An 18,719-nucleotide genomic window follows, 5' to 3' on the forward strand; every position below is an offset into this window, starting at 1 on the left:
ATGCAGCTAAATGTGGGAGGGAGCTTGCTCCCGATAGTGTTGGATCAGTCAACCATGCCGTGACTGACTCGCTGCAATCGGCAGCAAGCCCCCTCCCACACCTGCTTCGCATTGAACTGAAAGATCCGTGGTTATTTCAGGCTCGCCTCAACCTTCTGCGCCACATCCTCAGTCAACCAGGCCTTCCAGACTTCAGGATGTTCCTTGAGAAACGCCTGGGCCACCTCACGTGGCGCCGTGTGGTTCTCACTCATGCTCGCTAATGCCTTGTTCAACGGCTCAATCGGAAACTCGACCTTCTCGAAAAACTGCACAATCTGCGGATGCTCTTTCTGGAACGGCGTGGAGACCCCGATACTCAACTTCGACGCCAACGACCGGGTCGGCTTCGGATCAGGGTTATCCGCATCCGTCAGGGTTTTCCACGCCTCGGCATCAAACGGCGGCTCTTCCAGCTGGATCAACTTGTAACGCCCCATCAGCGGCGTCGGCGACCAGTAATAGAACAGCACCGGCTTGCCGCGCCGGATCGATGAAGCGATCTCCGCGTCCAGTGCCGCGCCCGAGCCACTGCGGAAGTTCACGTAGCTGTCATCCAGGCCGTAGGCCTTGAGCTTCTGTTTGTTGACCACTTCCGAGGTCCAGCCGATGGGGCTGTTGAGAAAGCGCCCCTTGCCGGGGGATTCGGGGTCCTTGAACACATCCTTGTAGCGTGCCAAGTCCTTCACGCTCTTGAGGTCCGGCGCCAGGGGCTTGATACCTTTGGCGGGGTCGCCCTTGACCACGTATTCCGGCACCCACCAGCCTTCGGTCGCACCCTTGACCGTGTCACCCAGGCCCACCACCTTGCCTTCGGCCTCGGCCTTGACCCACACCGGGCTGCGGCCGGCCCACTCTTCGCCGATCACCTGGATGTCGTTCTTTGCCAGGGCGGTTTCCAGTGTGATGGTGGTGCCGGGCAAGGTATCGGTGGGCAGGTCGTAGCCCTTCTCGACAATCACCCGCAGCACTTCGGTGATCAGGCTGCCGCTTTCCCAGTTCAGGTCGGCAAAATGTACCGGCGCCTCGGCGGCGCTTACCGGCAACGTGGCCACTGACAGCCCCAGTGTTGTCAGGGACGCAGCCAACAGCGTTCTCAATCCTTTCATGCCTTCGCACCTCGCGATATCGCAGCCAATGGCGGACGGCTTTGCTGCGTATGCGCGAAGCCTCTGAATAGTTAAGTCAACTCAACTGTAGTAGAGGTTCCGGGAGATAACGGGTGTTCGCGTTTTTTTGCTGATTATTCACTGGCCTTGAAGGTGACCAGTTCGCCCTTGCGCCATTTGGCGGCCTTGCCGGTGACAGCCTTCAGGGTTTTGGTCAGGCCTTCCTGCAATTGCTCGTTGGCGGCGAACACCAGCATCACGCTGTGGCCTTCCTTGAACACGATGCCCTGGCCTTCGGCCGACGACACAAAGGCGTAGTCGCCCAGGCCGTACACCGTCAACTTGATGTCGCGGAACTTCAATTCGAACTTGCCGCCCTCACGACTGGGCAATACCGCTGCACGAAAATGGTCGCCGACCTTGAGCTCAAGGCGTGGTTTGTCATCCACCACCATCGCCGCCTCGGTATCGATTTCGGCGATGTAAATGCCTTCCGGCGTCTGCTCGGTGATGTAGACAAAACGGGATTGGAACTGTTTGACCAACTTTGCGCGCAAATCACCCAGCACGAACAACGCGTGCATATCCAGATTACTGACTGCCAAGGAAACGCCCCCACATGGAAAAGAGCGCTGTCCGCCAAAGCGGGCAGCACAAAAAACGGCCATCACGGCACGATCACACAACTCATTCTTTGAAAAAACTGAAGAAAATCCTGCTGTCGAGCCGAAAGACTAGTACAGACATGCGCGATGGGCCTTGTGCAAGGTCATCAGGCGCCACAGGAGATCACAGGTTCAACGGCCCGAGAATACGGGTCGACCAACTTCAGAGAATAACCCAATTAAAAATGCAGTTTTCCGACATGCATACACAAATAAACACGCTGTCATGGAACCGGACGCTGACTGCTGACGACAATACTAAAACAGCAGCATGGATCAAGACCACTCAAAACGCTGCAATCCAGTCATCCCGCAAGATCGAAAAGGAGCAGGCCATGCAAAGATCACCCTACAGCGCTATGTCTTCGCAAACCCGTTCATCCTGTCAGGACGAGGCGCAATACTACCGCTTGAACAGCTTCGAGGGGTACCCGGATTCGGTTCTTTACCAAGTCGTACCTGCCGGCCGGAACTTCTTCCACGTGCGCGAAGTGCTCAGTGGCCGCATCAAAGGCTTCCGCAGCGACCATGTCAAGGCCTGCGAACTGGCCAAAAAACTCGAAGCCGTGTTGCACGCCCAACATGGAGCTATCGTTTCGTCCGCCCGGTAACTTTACCGCGCCGCCGACCCGCAACAACTGCCATACTGGCCCGTCCACTGAAGTTTGCGCCCCACGGGCCAGGTTTCTCCAGTGCAGTTATCTCCAAGGGAAGGCTCTACGTGACGGAATTTGATATCGGCGAATTTTTCATCCATGGCGACGCAAGGGAAGTAGAGGGTGAGTTTCAAGCAGTGATCGTGATGCGGGCCAAGCCACCGCTGACCACTGTCAGCACGCACCAAGTGGAAAAAGACCGCTGGTTCAAAACCGTCGACGCAGCCGCCGCCGCTGCAAAAGAGGCCGCCAGGGCGTTAAAGACTGCCGTGGATGCCGGGGCCCTTAATTCCTGAACATTCGATAGAACTCCGCCGCGCTACAACCCTCCCATGCATAACGCCCCCCTGCATGGAGAACGAAATGGACGCGCCAATCCCCACCCTTGAAACCCTGTTTGAACAATTGGGCCTGGATTCAACCCCGGACGCCATCGATGCATTTATCGTCGCCCATCCGTTGCCTGAAGACGTGAAACTGATCGATGCGCCATTCTGGTCTGCACAACAAGCCAGCTTTCTCAAGGAAGAACTGCGTGACGACGCCGAATGGGCTATCGCGGTGGATGAGCTGAACCAGCGCCTGCATCAGTCGCACTAAACAGCCCTCAATGCAGGCTGTCTGACTGCTCCAGGCGCATCAGCGCCTGCCAGGCAGCCCTGCACTCCTCTGCCTCATCGCGACTGGCGAACGCCGTGCCGCGCTGCTCACCGTTGAGCAATACCACCCAACAGGCCTTTTGACCCAATGCCCGCAAGGCATGCGGTACACCACTGCCAATCATCACGGCAACATCGACTTTGTTTTGCATGGGGCTTCTCCACAGCATTAGTTAGCTGGCTAACAATATTGCCCATGCTACGGTTTTACGTCCGCTTGAAAAAGCTATTACCGGAATAGCTCCCTTGCATAAACGGCAATAATCCTAACGCCCGCCTTTCGCGGCCTCGGGCTTGTAACCCAGGCGTAAACCGCCCCAGTGCCGGCCCTTGACCATGATCGGCACCGACAGATCGTGCATCAGCTCACCCGTGTCGCGGGTATAGGTTTGCAACAACACCGCCTGCTGATGGCTGCCGCAGCGGATTCCGGTACGGTCTTCAAACTTGCGTTTGGTGCGGTTCTGCACGGCGTCCACCTGCGCATCGCCGGTCAGCGCCTGGGAAAAAGCCTTGTTGTGGGTCGGCACATAGCCCTGGGGCGTGCAGGCGATGGCGAACACCAACCCTTCATGACGCGGCAACAGCGCCTCCTGGATCGCTGGCAATACCTGGTCGGTGTAGCCGTCGAAGCGGGTGTGGTACTTGATTGGGCTGGTATTGGCGATCGGCGTATAGCTGCGGTCGAACAGGTCGTCCAGGCTGATGCGGTTCTGTTGCACATCGGCTTCGAATTGCGCGGCAATTCGACTGGCACCTTCGCGGGCCAGGTCATAGATGCGCTGGTGATAGTCATCCAGCCCGACTTCCGCCAGGCGCTCGCTGATGGTTTCGGCCTGGCCTTCCATTTGTACGGCAGCATCCGCCAGCTGGCGGGTTTGCTGATCGCTGACGGCCAGGTCGCTGCGCATCTGCTCCACGGCATGGAACAGGCTGTCGAGCTGGGTGCGGTTGGTGTCGGTACCCTGGGCGATTTCATTGACCTGGCCTTCCACATCCGCCGCCAGGCTGGCGATATTTTGCAGCTGCTCGCCAGCGTGCTCTACCTGCTCGACACCGGTGTGCAGGTCCGCCGAGAGCTGGCGAATCTGCTCTACCACCTGAGCAGTGCGTTGCTGGATGTCGGCCACCATCACACCGACTTCATCGGTGGCCGTGGCAGTACGCCCGGCCAACCCACGCACTTCATCCGCCACCACGGCAAACCCGCGACCATGCTCACCGGCCCGCGCCGCTTCAATCGCCGCGTTCAGCGCCAGCAGGTTGGTCTGGCTGGCGATGGACTGGATCACCAGGGTCACCCGCTGGATTTCCTCGCTGCGCTGGCTCAAGGCCTCAATCAACTCACGGCTGGCATTGGCCCGCTGGCTGAGCTGGTGCATGCGGCTGATCGACTGGGCAAGCACTTCACGGCCTTCGGTGCTGCGCTGATGGGCCTGGCTCGCAGCCCCCAACGCCTCACGGCTGAGCTGGGAGGTGACTTTTTCGGTGCCGATCATCACCTCGGCACTGCTGACGATCTGCCTGGCCGCGCTCAACTGCGACTGCAGGCGCGCCGCCAGTTGCTTGACCGAATAGGCCACGCCGGCGGCGGAAAGTGCGTTGTGGCTGGTGGTATACGACAGATCACGAGTCAACTCGCCAATGGCATCGGCGGCGTCGGAAGCTGCAATCACTGGTGTGCGACTTTTCAGGCGAGGCAGCCAGATCACCAATAGGACCAGTGGCAGGCAAAGGTAGAGCGGCAGGCTGGCGAACGCAAGGCCCAGCAGTACCAGCACCAGGGCGGTGCTCTGCAACAACGGCGTGAGCCAGCCGGGCAGCCCGCGCGCCACCGGTTGCGGTGACACGGCTGCGCCCATCAGAGGTCCGTCTCCAGCCATCTTCGTTACCCCACTGCTTGTCATTATTGTCACTGCATTAAACGCCACTATCGGGCCATTATCCATGGGCCTTTAGTGGGGTAGCTTGCAGCAGATCAATAGACGGGGTGTAACGGGTCTTGCCCTGGGGAACCGCGTGGCGGCTCCCCAGCTTCAACGCATCAGGCTTGGCGCTGGTGCTTGTCGATCTGCTCGTGGCGCTCTTGCGCTTCGATGCAGTACTTGGTGGTGGGGCTGATCAGCAGGCGCTTGAGGCCGATAGGCTCGCCGCTGTCGTCACACCAGCCAAAGGAATCTTCCTTGATGCGCTCCAACGCGCGCTCAAGCTGCGGCAGCATGCGCTGGTCGCGGTCGATGGCGTTGACCAGCCAGGTACGCTCTTCTTCAACGGAAGCGGCGTCGGCCGGGTCGGCCGGGGTGTCAAGGCTTTCAATGGCGATACGGTTCTGTTCAATGCGCTCGTGGTGTTCCACTTTCATGTCTTGCAGCAACTTCTCGAAAAAAGCGTGCTGTTCGGCATTCATGTAGTCATCCGCCGGCATGGCCAGCAACTTTTCCTTTGTCATTGATTTCTCTATAAAAAATACGTGCATTAAGGCGAATAAGGGAGCGTTCCGGAAGGCCTCTGCAGGTCTCGGAAAGGCGCCGTCCATTTCAAGCGCCACCCGGCACTCAATTTACGAGGGGCGGCAGTCTAAGGCCGACTTGAGAGCGCAGCAACTGAAATGACAGGCATTTTTTCCCGGATAACCCCAAAAGGCACCAGGACGGGCTTGGCGAATGGTTATCGGAGTGCGTTTATAGCAGGAAAGTTCGTGAAGCAGCTATAAGCCGCAAGCGGCAAGCGACAAGCTGCAAACATCAGCATGCTTGCAGCTTGAGGCTTGCCGCTGCGCCTCAGCGCTTGAGCTTGCGCTTGTTGCGGTATTGGTCGATGACCACAGCCACCACAATGATCAGCCCCTTGATGATGTCCTGGATATACGCATCCACCCCGACAAAAGTGAACCCGCTGGCCATCACCCCGAGGATCAGCGCGCCGATCACCGTGCCGGTAATGCGCCCTACCCCGCCCGCCAGGCTGGTGCCACCGATCACTGCGGCGGCAATCGCATCCAGTTCATAGGACATGCCCATGCCCGCCTGCCCGGTCGCAGCACGTGCCGAAGCCACCACCCCGGCCAGACCTGCCAGCAAACCGGCGATGCTGTACACGATGATCAGGTGGCGCTTGACGTTGATCCCAGAGGTGCGCGCCGCCTGCATGTTGCCGCCGATGGCGTAGGTGTACTTGCCGTATTTGGTGTAGCGCAGGGCGATGTGGAAGATCACCGCCACCACCAGGAAGATGATCACCGGCATCGCGCCGTGGCCAATGGCCGTGTACGAGTCCGAGAGCATGCTCACCGGCTGGCCTTCGGTGTAGTAACGCGCCAGGCCACGGGCCGAGACCATCATGCCCAGGGTGGCAATGAACGGCGGAATGCCGGTGACAGCAATGATGCTGCCGTTGATCGCCCCCGCCAACAGTCCTACGCCCAGCCCCATGGCCACTGGAATCCATACCGGCAAGTCGGTCAGGCTGGGGAACACCGCCCGGGAAAAGTCGGACGTCTGCGCCAAACTGGCAGCAATCATCGCCGAAAGTGCCAGCACCGAGCCCGAAGACAGATCAATCCCCGTCGTGATGATCACCTGTGTCACGCCAATTGCCAGCAGGCCTATGATCGACACTTGCAGGATCATCAGCACCAGGCGCTGGGAGTTCATCAGGAAGCTCTGGTCGCGCACGATCCAGCCGAACAATTCAAACACCAGGCCAATGCCGATCAGCACCAGGAAGATGCTCAGCTCGGTGGGCATGCGTCGACGACTTTTGGTTGGCACCGTCGCAGGTTTGTTATCTGTTATTGCGTTCATAGCCCATCACCTTTTTATTCTGTACGTCAGTGGACTGCGGTCATCCCGGAGGCCAACTGCATGACTTTTTCCTGGGTCGCATCGCTGCGGTCCAGGGTGCCCATCAATTCGCCCTCGTGCATCACCATGACCCGGTCGCTCATGCCCAGCACTTCGGGCAGCTCGGAAGAAATCATGATCACCGCCATGCCTTCACTGGCGAGGAACGAGATCAGCCGGTAGATCTCGGCCTTGGCGCCCACGTCAATGCCCCGGGTCGGTTCATCGAGGATCAGCAGGCGCGGGTTGGTCATCAGCCAGCGCGCGAGCAAGGCCTTCTGCTGGTTGCCGCCGGACAAGGTGTCGATGCACTGCTCAAGGGAGGGGGTTTTCACCCGCAGCTTCTTGCACATGTCTTCGCACAGCGCTCGCAGGGCTTTCTGCTGGATAAAGCCGTTGCCGGTGTAGTGCGGCAGCACCGCCATTTCCATGTTTTCCAGCACCGACAGGCACGGGAACAGGCCACTGAGCTTGCGGTCCTCGGTCAACAGGGCAAAACCTTTCTCGATGGCCATGTGCGGGTCGGTAATGCGCACCGCCTTGCCATCCAGGGTGATCTGGCCGCCGCTGCTGGGGGTGATGCCGAAAATGGTTTCGGCCACGTTGGTACGGCCCGAGCCCATCAACCCGGCGATGCCGAGGATCTCGCCAGCATGCAGATCGAAGGACACGTCCTTGAACACGCCGTCCAGGCTAAGGTCGCGTACCGACAGCAGCAGATCGCCGATGGGCGTCTCGCGCACCGGGAACAATTGGCTCAGCTCACGGCCGACCATCATCGAGATCAGGCTGTCGCTGTTCATGCTGTCGGCGCGCTGCAGGCCGATGTACTGGCCGTCGCGGAACACCGCCACTTCATCGGCGATGGCGAACACTTCGTTCATTTTGTGCGTGATGTAGACGATGCCTTTGCCCTGGGCCTTGAGGTCGGCAATGATCGAAAACAGATGGGCCACTTCCTTCTCGGTAATGGCCGAGGTCGGCTCATCCATGATCAGGATGTCGGAGTCATAGGACACCGCCTTGGCAATCTCGACCATCTGCCGTTCGGCGATGCTCAGGTTGCCCACGTGTTCCTCGGGGTCCAGGTTGATGCGCAGGCGCGCCAGCAACTCGGCGGTGCAGCGATGCATTTCGCGGTGGTTGACCATGTGCAGGCTGTTGAGCTGCTCGCGGCCGATCCAGATGTTCTCGGCGATGCTCATGTGCGGCATCAGGTTGAGTTCCTGGTGGATCATCGCGATCCCGGCCTTCTGGGCCGCCAGGGGGGTTTCAAACACAATCGGCTTGCCGCGCAGGCGAATCTCGCCGGCATCGGGCTGGTAGATGCCAGCGATGATTTTCATCAGCGTCGACTTGCCCGCACCGTTCTCGCCCATCAGCGCCAGCACCGTGCCAGGGCGAACGCGCAACTGCACGTCGGCCAGGGCCACGACGCCGGGAAAGCCTTTGCTGATGTTGACGATTTCCAGCAGGTAGGGTTCGTCCAGCGGCAGCGGCTGGATACCGGGAGGCTGCGAGACAGCGGCTTGAGCGAGCATAGGAAGGTACTCCATCGGCAAGGCGGGCACGACCGCCCTGCCGGCTTATTGTTGTTATGTAGGGACTACTTGAAGTCTTTGACGTTGTCCGGGGTGATCAGCTGGAACGGGATCACCACGTTCTGCTCGATGGGCTCGTTCCGGGCCATCTTGCGCGCGGTCTCCACCGACTTGTCCGCCTGGCCCTTGGCATCCTGGAAGGCCGACACGGTCATGTCCCCCTTGGTGATCGCGTTCAAGCCGTCCGGCGTGCCATCGACACCAGCGATCAACACGCCCTTCTTGCCCGCCGATTTCAGCGCCATGGACGCGCCAATGGCCATTTCATCGTTGTTGGCCAACACCGCGTTGAATTCACGGCCCTGGGTCAGCCAGTCGTTGACCAGGGTCATGCCCTTGTCACGCAACCAGATCCCGGTCTGTTCCTGTTCGATCTTGATGCCCGGGTATTGGGTCAGGACTTCCTTGACCCCCTTGGTGCGGTTGGTGGTGGAGTTGTTCGCCAGATCGCCCAGCAGGATCACGATATTGCCCTTGCCGCCGAGCTTTTCGGCGATGTACTGCATCTGCAGCTTGCCGGCCTCGACGTCGTCGGAGGTCACCGCCGCTACGCCCGGCGCCAGGGTCGGGCTGTCAGGACGGCGGTTGACGAACACCAGGGGGATTTTCGCCGCCGTGGCGGCCTTGATGATGTTGGCTGTCGAGGCGGTGTCCACCGGGTTGACGATGATCGCGTCGACTTTCTGGCTGATAAAGTTCTCGACCTGGCTCAACTGCTTGACCACGTCGGCACGGGCATCTTCGAACTGCAACTGCACGCCGTCACCCTTGGGGTAGGACTTGGCTTGCTTGTCCATGTCTTCGCGCAGGTAGGTGAGGAAGGTGTCATCGAAGGCGGACATGCTCACGCCTATCTTGAGATCGGCAGCCGCGGCAACACCGCTGGCGAGCAGCATGGACAAGGCCAGCGCGGTAAAACGGATCGGGGTCTTCATGAACGGTCTGTCTCCACTTTCTTGTTGGTTTTCTGGACGTTGCGTTTATCAGAGCTCGGCAGGCAGCCGGACGACCGGCGCGCCGGGAATGCAGCACACCAGCGCGCCCTGGTTTTCGACGCACAGCACATTAAGGAAGGAGAAGTAGAACGGCCGAGCGCGGGGCAGTCCGCGTGGCGTTTGGGCAGGGCGTAAAACTCGCAGTACAGCGTTGAAGATTTTCATCTGACGGTACCTGGTTGTTTTTGATCTTGTTTTTGTTGAGTCGCCAGGATCGAGTCCGGACGTACTTTCTGCAACCTGGAAAAGACTTTATTGGAAAATAATTTCCATATCAACACTATTTAGAATTTTGTTCTATTTTTATCGAAATCTCCTACGGCAGAGCTGTCTCGATCACTTGCCGACGCTCCGCGCTCAGGCGCGCGGCGTCCAACAGACGAGTGGTTTCCAGCGCCTCATGCGCATCCACCGGCAGCGGTCCCTGACCTTGCACGGCTATTTGCAACTGGCGATAGAACTGCGTCCAGCAGCCTTTCTCCGACGGCACTCGCTCGCGTTCCGCGCCTTGCTCGAACCAGCCCCAGCGTCGGTGTTCCTCTGCCCCCCAATGCTCGCCTTCGGTTTTCGGCGACTTGCCGGCCAGCAGCGCTTCTTCCTGACCGTCCAGGCCGTCGACGGTGTAGCAACCGGCGGTGCCACTGACTCTGAAACGCGGGGCCTGACAGTTCTGCAAGGCATTGCCCCACAAGTGCGAGATGACGCCGTTGGCATGGGTCAGGGAGACAAAAAAACCGTGGTCCACCGTGGGGTGTTCGGCGGTGTAGTGCAACTGGGCGAACACCCGATCCACCGGGCCGAACAGTTGCAGGGCCTGATCGACCAGGTGGCTGCCCAGGTCGCGCAGCCAACCGCCACCGCTGGCGTTGCCCACGGCTTGCGGGCTGTAGCGCTCCACGCGGGATTCAAAGCGGGTGATTGTGCCCAGGGCGCCGGCGTCGATGAGTTTGCGCAGGGTCAGGTAGTCCGAGTCCCAGCGCCGGTTCTGGTAGACGCTGAGCAGCGAGCCCTGGCGTTCGGCGGCTGTGATCAATGCCTGGGCCTGTTCGGCGCTGGCGGCGAAGGGTTTGTCGCTGACCACGGTTACGCCGTGTTCGATGGCCTCGAGTACCAGCGCGGGGCGGCCCTTGAGGGTGGTGGAGATGACCAGGGCGTCGACGCCAGCTTCGACGATCTGGCCGATGGAGTCGAAGGCATTGAGGCCTGGGTGGTCGGTTGCCAGTTGCTGGCGGCGTTCCGCAGACCTGGTGACCACGCCGACAAATGTGGCACCGGCCAATGTGGCAATCAGCGGCGCATGAAAGAAGCGCCCTCCATGGCCGTAGCCGACTAGTCCGATTCGCATACCTACACTCCTTGCTTGAAGTGAAAACCCGATTCAAATGTGGGAGGGGGCAAGCCCCCTCCCACATTTTTCACAGCATTTCTTCAGTGATTCAGCCGTAGAAACGTGGGCGATCCGGCAAGCTCACCTTCACAATCTGCTCACTGCCCTGCGCTTCAATACACGCATCCGCCGCCACCGCTGCGGCAAAGCCATCCCACGCCGACGGCCCACCGACCTGCCCGGCGCGCACACTGTCGATGAACGCCTGCAATTCCACGTCATACGCGCCGATAAACCGATCCTTCCAGTCCATCAGGATCGCGTTGGACAACTTCGCGCCACTGCGCAGTTGCACCTGGGAAGGCTCCGGCAGCTTGGCGATGCCGGTCTCCCCCACCACTTCACACTGGATGTCGTAGCCGTACTGGCAGTTCACAAACACTTCCACGTCGATGCGCGTGCCCTTGGCGGTTTCCAGCAGCACGATCTGCGGGTCACGCAGGTGGGCCAGGGCCTTGCTGGATTTGCGCGGGAACACTACCTGCACCGACACGTAGTCGTCATTGAGCAGCCAACGGAGCACATCCAGTTCGTGGATCAAGGTGTCGGTGATCGCCATGTCGGTCTTGTAGTTTTCGCCCACCGTCGGGTTACGGTGCGCGCAGTGCAGCATCAGCGGCTCGCCGATCTGGCCGCTGTCGATCACGGCCTTGAGTGCGCGATAGCCTTCGTCATACGGGCGCATGAAGCCGACCTGCACCAGGCGCTTGCCGTAGGCGACTTCGGCGTCGACGATCCTGCGACAGCCCTCGGCGGTGACCGCCAGGGGTTTCTCGCAGAACACCGGTTTGCCGGCGGCAATCGCTGCGAGCACAAACTCTTCGTGGCTCGGTCCCCAGGACGTCACCAGCACGGCCTCGACCTGCGGCGAGTTGATCAGCGCATGGCCGTCAGCGTACACCTCGGCGTCCAGCTTCAAATCGGCGACGACCTTGGCGGCCTGCTCCAGGTTGATGTCAGTCACCGCCACCACCTGGCTGTTGAGCAAGGTCTGGCTGCAACGACGGATATGGTCCCGGCCGATAGCGCCTGTACCGATGACACCTAGCTTCAAAGACATACAAACACTCCTCTTGTTATTAGTACTGCCGGGCCTTCGCCAGGTGTTCATTGAGTTTTTTCGCAGCGGCATTCGTGCGTTCGCTGGTGGACACTTGCGCCACACCCACTCGCCACCACGACAGGTAGCCGTGGACCATGGTCTTGGGCAGCACCTTGATATCGATCAGCGTCGACACCGTTTGTATACGCGCATCCGCCAGCGCGGCTTCGAGTTGCTCCACGGTGCTGACCTTGTAGGTCTTGCAGCCATAGGCCGCCGCGCTCATGGCGAAGTCCACCGGCACCAGGCCGCCGTCAAGCTTGCCGCTCTCGGGGTTGCGGTAGCGGAATTCGGTGCCGAAGCTGTCCATGCCGTTGCCGATCTGCAGGTTGTTGATGCAGCCGAACGCCATGTTGTCGAGCAGCACCACGTTGATCTTGCGCCGCTCCTGGATCGAGGTGGCCAGCTCCGAGTGCAACATCATGTAGGAGCCATCGCCGACCAGTGCGTACACCTCTTTAGTCGGCTCGGCGAGTTTCACGCCGAGCGCCGCGTTGATCTCGTAGCCCATGCACGAGTAGCCGTATTCGACGTGGTAGGTGTTGACGCCCTTGCTGCGCCAGGCGCGTTGCAGGTCGCCGGGCAGGCTGCCGGCGGCGGCGACGATGATCGCGTCGTCGGCCAGGGTCTGGTTGAGCACACCCAGTACACGGCTCTGGGTCAGGCACGAGCCGGTCAGCTCGATGAATTCACGCAGCACGCCACGGTCGAGACGGTCGTCGACCTCGGGCACAAACCCGTCGCCGTCATATTCCACCTGGTGCACACGATCCACTTCGGCGTCCAACTGCGCCTTGGCCGCGACGACCTGCCCACCCCAGCCGGAGCGGTAATCGCCGAGGGCATCGGCCAATGCTTCGAGGGCCACTTGCGCATCGGCCAGCACTTGCACGCCGTCGAGCTTCAAGGCATCGCAGGGGCTGACATTGAGGTTGAGGAACGTCACCTCAGGGTGCTTGAACAGCGATTTGGACGAGGTGGTGAAGTCAGTGTAACGCGTGCCCACACCAATGATCAGGTCGGCCTCGGGCGCCAGCAGGTTGGCCGCCAGGCAGCCGGTTTCGCCAATGCCACCCACGTTCAGCGGATGGCTGGAGACCACGGCGCTCTTGCCCGCCTGGGTCTCGGCGAAGGGAATATCAAAGCGTTCGGCAAAGGCTTGCAGCGCGGCATTCGCGCCGGAGTACTTAACACCGCCACCGCAGATGATCAGCGGCTTGCGCTTGCCCCGGAAGGCGGCCAATGCATCACCGATCATCGCGCCGGTGGCCGGGCGACGCTCGATACGGTGCACACGTTTGTGCAGGAAATAATCCGGATAATCCCAGGCCTCGGCCTGCACATCCTGGGGCAATGCCAGGGTCACCGCGCCGGTTTCAGCCGGATCGGTGAGCACACGCATGGCGTGGATCGCGGCGCTCATCAACTGCTCGGGGCGGTTGATGCGGTCCCAGTATTTGCTGACCGAGCGGAAGGCATCGTTGGTGCTGATGCTCAAGTCGTGGAACTGCTCGATCTGTTGCAGCACCGGGTCAGGCTGGCGGCTGGCGTACACATCGCCGGGCAACAGCAACAACGGGATACGGTTGGCCGTGGCGGTCGCGGCGGCGGTCAGCATATTGGCAGCGCCTGGGCCGACGGACGCCGTACACGCGTAGATCTTGCGGCGCAGGTGCTGCTTGGCGAAACCGATCGCCGCATGGGCCATGCCTTGCTCGTTGCGGCCCTGGTGCACCACCAGGTCGCCGCTGTCCTGCTCCAGGGCCTGGCCCAGGCCCAGCACGTTGCCGTGGCCGAAAATGGTGAATACCCCGGCGACGAACTTGCTCTGCACGCCATCGACTTCGATGTATTGGTTGTCCAGGAACTTCACCAAGGCCTGGGCCATGGTCAGTCGGGTTGTGGTCATGTCGCGCCCCTTATCGTTTCTGCAGGTGGGCGATGCTTGCGCCCAAGGCCTGCTGGATATCCGCCAGCCCGTGCACGCTCTCGGCAAACGGCTCGAACGACAGGTAGCCGCTGTAGCCGGTGCTGAGCAAGGTGTCGATCTGCGCCGCATTGCCGAGGATGTCGCCCTCGCCCACCAGCACGCGGTGGCCGTCGCGAATCGAACTCAGCGGCGCTTGGGCATCTTCGACGCCGGAGATATGCACCAGGCCGGTCAACTCCGGGAAGAACTCATGTTCGCTGGCCAGGTGATGATGGAAGGTGTCGTGCACCAGCCGGAACACATCCAGGCCGCCGATGGACTTGATCGCGTCCACCGCCACGCGTTTGCGCCGCAGCGCACACTCTTCAAAGCCCAGGGGCTCGATAAACCCGAGGATGCCGTACTCGCGCAGGATCGGCGCCAGCTCGCTCAAGGCCGTGCGCAAGCCGGCTGCACGCTGGGCTTCGTTGCGGGTGTCGCCCGGCTCGTTGAGCGGGCACATCACCAGGCCCTGGGCGCCGCACTCGCGGGCATAGGTCGCCATCTGGATTGCCTGGGCACGGCGCTCGTCGTTCCACACATCAAAGGGATACAGCGCGTTGATCGACAGCACCGTGATGCCCTGCACCGCGCACAACTCACGCACGCGGCTGGCCGGGGTGCCGAACTCGATCTGCTTGTCCGCCAGGTCATTGCGCAACTCGATGGCATCGCACTTGAGCGCCGCCGCCAGCTGGATGAAATCCGGCAGGGACAGGTTGGGCGCGACGATGCGGTTAAGGGCGAAACGTAGAGGCGACTTCATTGTTGTTATTCTCCGTCCGGAACCGCTGATTAGAGGTCCAGCAGCCAGCTGTGCTGCGGGTCGTTGTGGAAATGCCAGGCGCGCTTGGGGCCGGCCATCACGTTCAGGTAATAGGACTCGTAGCCATAGGGCACGCTGACCGGGTGATAGCCCTTGGGCACGACGACCAGGTCGCTGTTTTCCACGGCCATGGCCTGGTCAATGCTGCGGTCGTCGGTATAGACGCGCTGGAACACAAAGCCCTGGGGCGGATTGATCTGGTGGTAGTAGGTCTCTTCGAGGAAGCTCTGGCGCGGCAAGTCATCGGTGTCGTGTTTGTGCGGCGGGTAGCTCGACGAATGCCCGGACGGCGTGCGCACCTCCACCACCAGCAGCGAATGGGCTGGCTCGCTGTCGGGCAGGATGTCGCACACGTAGCGGGTGTTTGCACCTTTGCCGCGCACGCTGCGCTTGCAGGTTTCCGGGCGGATCAGCCGCGGTTCGTAGCCTTCGGCGCCGGGCGCGGCGCAGACCGCAATCTGCACATCGCTCAAGGCGGTGACCTGGGCATCGGTGCCCGGCGGCAGGTAAGCGGCGAACGGCGATTTGTCTTCAAACACCGATTGGCGATCCCCCAGGTTCTGCCAGTTGAAGCCCTCCCCCTCGATGTTTACGCGGCCGCTGAGCAATACCAGGCACAACTCCTGGTCTCCGGCGCTGACCGGCAGGGTTTCGCCCAGGCTCAGGCGGTAGGCGGCGAACCCTACGTACTCCAGGCGCCCGGGCTCCAGGGCGACCATGGTCTGCCCGCGTTTGCTGCTTTTGACCAACAAGCTCATTGTCCGGTCCTCTCATTCAGAAGCGCACGCAAGGTGTCGTAGCCTTTTTTCGCATAGATATAGCTGGGCGCCACGGCCGGGTCCTGTTCGGCTTCCACCACCAGCCAACCTTCATAGTGGGCGGCCAGCAGCACATCGAGCAGTTCGGCGAAGTCGATATCGCCATCGCCGGGCACGGTGAAGGTGCCGTTGACGATGCAGTCGGGAAAACTCCACATCTGGTTGCGCGCCAGTTGCACCACCGGTTTGCGCACGTCCTTGAAATGCACATGACAGACGCGGTCGATATGTTTGCGCAGCACCGCGAGAGGCTCGCCGCCGCCCATGTAGCAATGGCCCGAATCGAACAGCAGGCCGACTTCGGGGCCGGTGCGTTGCATCAGTTGGTCGATGTCTTCCGGGGACTCGACGTACGCGCCCATATGGTGGTGATACGCCAGGCGCACACCCTGGGACAGGGTGAACCGCGCCAGTTCGGTGAGTTTGTCGGCATAGTCCTGCCAGGCCTGTTCGCTGTGGAAACGCGGGCGCTCGATCAGGCGGATGCGCGAGCCCTGGATCGAATCGGCCACTTCGCCGTAGACCAGTACCGAGGCGCCGTTCTGTTTGAGCAACTCGACATGGCCGGCGATGGCCTCGATTTCTTCCGCCACCGAGCGCCGGGCCAGGCGGCTGGAGTACCAGCCGGAAACCAGCGCCAGGTCATACGGGCGCAACACATCGCCAACGCCCTTGGCGTCCTTGGGGAATTTGCCGTTGAGCTCGAAGCCTTCGTAGCCGATTTCCTTGCCTTCGCTGAGGGCGGTGCTCAGGGGCGTTTCACCGCCCAGGGCCGGCAGGTCGTCGTTGCTCCAGGAGATCGGGTTGATGCCAATTCGGATTGCGGGCATGGCTGCACCTTTATTATTTTCAGGTATCACTGAGATCTGCTTTTTGCTGTATGTGGGAGGGGGCTTGCCCCCGATAGCTGAGTGTCAGACACCACTGCTGTCACTGAACAACCGCAATCGGGGGCAAGCCCCCTCCCACATTGGATTGCATTTCAAATCAAGAACTGGGTTTAGCCTCGGGAACTGCGCCAGGCGTTGATCAGTTGTTCGAACGTGGCCTGCACCTGCTGGATCAGGGTTTCATCGTCGATCTCCCCCGCCATCCACGCCCGGCTCGGCGCCTGGAAGATCGTGCGGCCCACGGCAAAGCCTCGGCAGGTGGTGCTCAGGCGGGCCTGCTGGAAGCCATCGGCGAGGCATTCGGCCGAGGCATTCAGGCCCAGCAGCACCACGCCACGGCAGTAGGGGTCGCGCTCCTGGATCAGGGCGTCGAGCTTGCGCCAGTCCTCGGCCGATTGCGCCTCGATCTTCCACCACGCCGGGTAGATCCCCAGGTTGTACAGGCGCTTGAGGCTGCGATAGAGCACGTCGGGATAGGTGGACGGGTGGTCTTTGGGTGGGATGACTTCCAGCAGCAGTTCATGACCGCTGACAATCGACGCTTCGTACACCGCTTTCAGTTGCGCTTCCTGTTCCAGGCGCAGCAGCGGTTCGTCATCCGGATGGAATTGCACCAGGCACTTGATGATCTGTTCCTGGGGCCAGGCAATCAGGTTGCTGCCCACCGAACGGCCATGCTCAAACGCCAGCGGCCGCGAGTTCTGCACTTCCACCGGGCGCGCGATCCACCAGCCACGACCGCTGGCGGCGTTGAGTGCGTCCTGGCCGAAGCGCTGGTCGGCGAGCAGGCCGACATCGGCCTCTACGCCTTGTTCGGCGAGCTTTTGCTCGACGCGTTCGATGGCCTGGATAAACAGTTGCTTGGCCTCGCTGATGCGCGCAAGGTCCTGGCCGCCCTTTTGTGCCAGGTCCACCAGTTGCCAGCGGTGGTCGAAGGCAAACACGAACAGCTGCTTCCAGCATTTGCGCGGTACCGTCACACGGTGCAGGCGTTGCAGGGTCACGTCCTGGTCCGGACGGGTAATCGGCACCGGGCTGTTGAACAGGTATTCCAGCTCCGCCGGCGTCGGCATCGCCGGTGCGCAGGCGTGGCGCGAAACCACCAGGCCACCGCAGGCATTGGCCAACTGGCTGCAACGCTCGTCGCTGGCATCGTTGAGCCAGCCGCTGAGGAAGCCCGACATGAACGCATCGCCGGCCCCCAGCACGTTAAGCACTTCCACGCGCACGCCGGGGTAGATGGCGCCGTCTTCCAAGCGTGCGGGGATGGCGCCGTGGATGACCGTGCAGCCTTGCGGGCCAAGCTTGACCACCAGGGTCGCCGGGGTCAGTTCGCGCACCTTGCGCAACGCGGTGAGCAAGTCTTCACTGCCGCCCGCGATGAGGAATTCTTCTTCGGTGCCGACGATCAGGTCGAAGCGCGGCAGGATCTTCTGCACGTGCTGGCTGACATTCTGGTCGGCAACAAAACGGGTTTCGCCATCGGCCTTGCCCGCCAGGCCCCACAGCACCGGGCGGTAATCGATATCCAGCACACGCTTGACGTTGTGCCTGGCCGCGTAATCCAGCGCCTGGATGCTGGCCTTGTACACGCCGTCAGTGGAGAAATGCGTGCCTGTGATCAGCAGGGCTTTACTGGACGCGATAAAGGCTTCGTTGACGTCTTCGGCACGCAAGGCCATGTCGGCGCAGTTTTCGCGGTAGAACACCAGGGGGAAGGTTTCGCGGTCCTTGAGGCCGAGCAACACCAGGGCGGTGAGGCGTTCCGGGTCGACCTTGATGCCGCTGACATCGCAGCCTTCGCGGGCCAGGGACTCCACCAGGAAGCGGCCCATGTGGTCGTCGCCGACCCGGCTCAGCATCGCCGACTTGAGCCCGAGCCTGGCAGTGCCGAAGGCGATGTTGGCGGAGGACCCGCCGAGGTACTTGGCGAAGCTGGACACGTCCTCAAGCCGCGCACCGACTTGCTGTGCATAGAGGTCGACGCCCAGGCGCCCGAGGCAAATCAGATCCAATTGACGCCCACTGGCAAAACGAGTCTGGCCCATGCTGGCTCCTGTTATTTTTATCAGCCTGCGTTGTGCCGCCGTGGGGCGGCAAACGCTCTTGGTAGGAGCAGACTAGAACGTCCGGCGGCACCAATCAATATTTATTCCATATA

At 61.1% G+C, this 18,719-nt stretch carries 19 protein-coding genes; 3 read left to right on the top strand and 16 right to left on the bottom strand.

Features of this window, described 5'->3' with window-relative positions; genetic code table 11:
- Positions 1 to 131: 131 nt before the first annotated feature.
- Together K5K89_RS17730 and K5K89_RS17735 are read right to left on the bottom strand one after the other, a co-directional pair.
- Complete coding sequence (locus tag K5K89_RS17730) at positions 132 to 1,148, bottom strand: ABC transporter substrate-binding protein (protein WP_222539924.1); 1,017 nt, start codon at positions 1,146 to 1,148, stop codon at positions 132 to 134.
- A 134-nt stretch (positions 1,149 to 1,282) separates the two neighbouring features.
- Complete coding sequence (locus K5K89_RS17735) at positions 1,283 to 1,732, bottom strand: hypothetical protein (RefSeq protein ID WP_050554011.1); 450 nt, start codon at positions 1,730 to 1,732, stop codon at positions 1,283 to 1,285.
- Positions 1,733 to 1,767: 35 nt separating this feature from the next.
- Here K5K89_RS17735 and K5K89_RS28690 point away from each other — a divergent pair, with 35 nt between their 5' ends.
- From K5K89_RS28690 to K5K89_RS17750, 3 genes are all read left to right on the top strand, one after another.
- Complete coding sequence (locus K5K89_RS28690; protein WP_231999497.1) at positions 1,768 to 2,424, top strand: hypothetical protein; 657 nt, start codon at positions 1,768 to 1,770, stop codon at positions 2,422 to 2,424.
- Positions 2,425 to 2,534: 110 nt separating this feature from the next.
- Positions 2,535 to 2,765 (top strand): hypothetical protein, encoded by a 231-nt coding sequence (locus K5K89_RS17745; RefSeq protein ID WP_222539925.1) that lies wholly within the window; start codon positions 2,535 to 2,537, stop codon positions 2,763 to 2,765.
- A 67-nt stretch (positions 2,766 to 2,832) separates the two neighbouring features.
- The gene (locus tag K5K89_RS17750) at positions 2,833 to 3,069 is read left to right on the top strand and encodes a DUF2789 domain-containing protein (RefSeq protein ID WP_071490051.1); all 237 of its coding nucleotides are present in this window, start codon (positions 2,833 to 2,835) and stop codon (positions 3,067 to 3,069) included.
- A gap of 7 nt (positions 3,070 to 3,076) precedes the next feature.
- Here the strand turns inward: K5K89_RS17750 and K5K89_RS17755 are convergent, their stop codons facing one another.
- The 14 genes from K5K89_RS17755 to iolC all read right to left on the bottom strand — a co-directional run bounded on the left by K5K89_RS17755 (position 3,077) and on the right by iolC (position 18,606).
- Positions 3,077 to 3,280: a hypothetical protein gene (locus tag K5K89_RS17755; RefSeq protein ID WP_071490052.1), complete on the bottom strand. Its 204-nt coding sequence runs from the start codon at positions 3,278 to 3,280 to the stop codon at positions 3,077 to 3,079.
- A 114-nt stretch (positions 3,281 to 3,394) separates the two neighbouring features.
- Positions 3,395 to 5,077 carry a methyl-accepting chemotaxis protein gene (locus tag K5K89_RS17760; protein WP_409996274.1) on the bottom strand — a complete coding sequence of 561 codons (1,683 nt, stop codon included), beginning with the start codon at positions 5,075 to 5,077 and terminating at the stop codon, positions 3,395 to 3,397.
- 95 nt (positions 5,078 to 5,172) lie between these two features.
- Positions 5,173 to 5,577 carry a TraR/DksA family transcriptional regulator gene (locus K5K89_RS17765; RefSeq protein WP_003191666.1) on the bottom strand — a complete coding sequence of 135 codons (405 nt, stop codon included), beginning with the start codon at positions 5,575 to 5,577 and terminating at the stop codon, positions 5,173 to 5,175.
- Between the two features lie 331 nt (positions 5,578 to 5,908).
- A complete protein-coding gene (locus K5K89_RS17770; protein ID WP_016975559.1) occupies positions 5,909 to 6,931 on the bottom strand; it encodes an ABC transporter permease in 1,023 nt (340 codons plus the stop codon).
- Between the two features lie 26 nt (positions 6,932 to 6,957).
- Complete coding sequence (locus K5K89_RS17775) at positions 6,958 to 8,511, bottom strand: sugar ABC transporter ATP-binding protein (RefSeq protein WP_071490054.1); 1,554 nt, start codon at positions 8,509 to 8,511, stop codon at positions 6,958 to 6,960.
- A gap of 65 nt (positions 8,512 to 8,576) precedes the next feature.
- Positions 8,577 to 9,506, bottom strand: coding sequence for a sugar ABC transporter substrate-binding protein (locus tag K5K89_RS17780; RefSeq protein ID WP_071490055.1), 930 nt, complete (start codon positions 9,504 to 9,506; stop codon positions 8,577 to 8,579).
- Between the two features lie 48 nt (positions 9,507 to 9,554).
- Complete coding sequence (locus tag K5K89_RS17785; RefSeq protein WP_188322575.1) at positions 9,555 to 9,731, bottom strand: hypothetical protein; 177 nt, start codon at positions 9,729 to 9,731, stop codon at positions 9,555 to 9,557.
- Between the two features lie 151 nt (positions 9,732 to 9,882).
- Positions 9,883 to 10,911, bottom strand: coding sequence for a Gfo/Idh/MocA family oxidoreductase (locus K5K89_RS17790; protein WP_222539926.1), 1,029 nt, complete (start codon positions 10,909 to 10,911; stop codon positions 9,883 to 9,885).
- A 91-nt stretch (positions 10,912 to 11,002) separates the two neighbouring features.
- Positions 11,003 to 12,013, bottom strand: coding sequence for a Gfo/Idh/MocA family protein (locus tag K5K89_RS17795; protein WP_092245565.1), 1,011 nt, complete (start codon positions 12,011 to 12,013; stop codon positions 11,003 to 11,005).
- 19 nt (positions 12,014 to 12,032) lie between these two features.
- Entirely contained in the window at positions 12,033 to 13,964 is a 1,932-nt protein-coding gene (gene iolD, locus K5K89_RS17800; RefSeq protein WP_092245568.1) for a 3D-(3,5/4)-trihydroxycyclohexane-1,2-dione acylhydrolase (decyclizing), read from the bottom strand.
- A gap of 10 nt (positions 13,965 to 13,974) precedes the next feature.
- On the bottom strand, positions 13,975 to 14,790 hold the full coding sequence (locus K5K89_RS17805; protein WP_222539927.1) for a TIM barrel protein: 816 nt from the start codon (positions 14,788 to 14,790) through the stop codon (positions 13,975 to 13,977).
- 29 nt (positions 14,791 to 14,819) lie between these two features.
- On the bottom strand, positions 14,820 to 15,608 hold the full coding sequence (gene iolB, locus K5K89_RS17810) for a 5-deoxy-glucuronate isomerase (RefSeq protein ID WP_071490060.1): 789 nt from the start codon (positions 15,606 to 15,608) through the stop codon (positions 14,820 to 14,822).
- Positions 15,605 to 16,498, bottom strand: coding sequence for a myo-inosose-2 dehydratase (gene iolE / locus K5K89_RS17815; protein ID WP_093126966.1), 894 nt, complete (start codon positions 16,496 to 16,498; stop codon positions 15,605 to 15,607). Before iolE ends, iolB begins: the two co-directional genes overlap by 4 nt.
- A 170-nt stretch (positions 16,499 to 16,668) precedes the next feature.
- Positions 16,669 to 18,606, bottom strand: a complete 1,938-nt coding sequence (gene iolC, locus K5K89_RS17820) for a bifunctional 5-dehydro-2-deoxygluconokinase/5-dehydro-2-deoxyphosphogluconate aldolase (RefSeq protein WP_222539928.1) — start codon at positions 18,604 to 18,606, stop codon at positions 16,669 to 16,671.
- Positions 18,607 to 18,719: the final 113 nt, after the last annotated feature.

Source organism: Pseudomonas sp. DR208, assembly GCF_019823005.1.
Lineage (GTDB): Bacteria > Pseudomonadota > Gammaproteobacteria > Pseudomonadales > Pseudomonadaceae > Aquipseudomonas > Aquipseudomonas extremorientalis.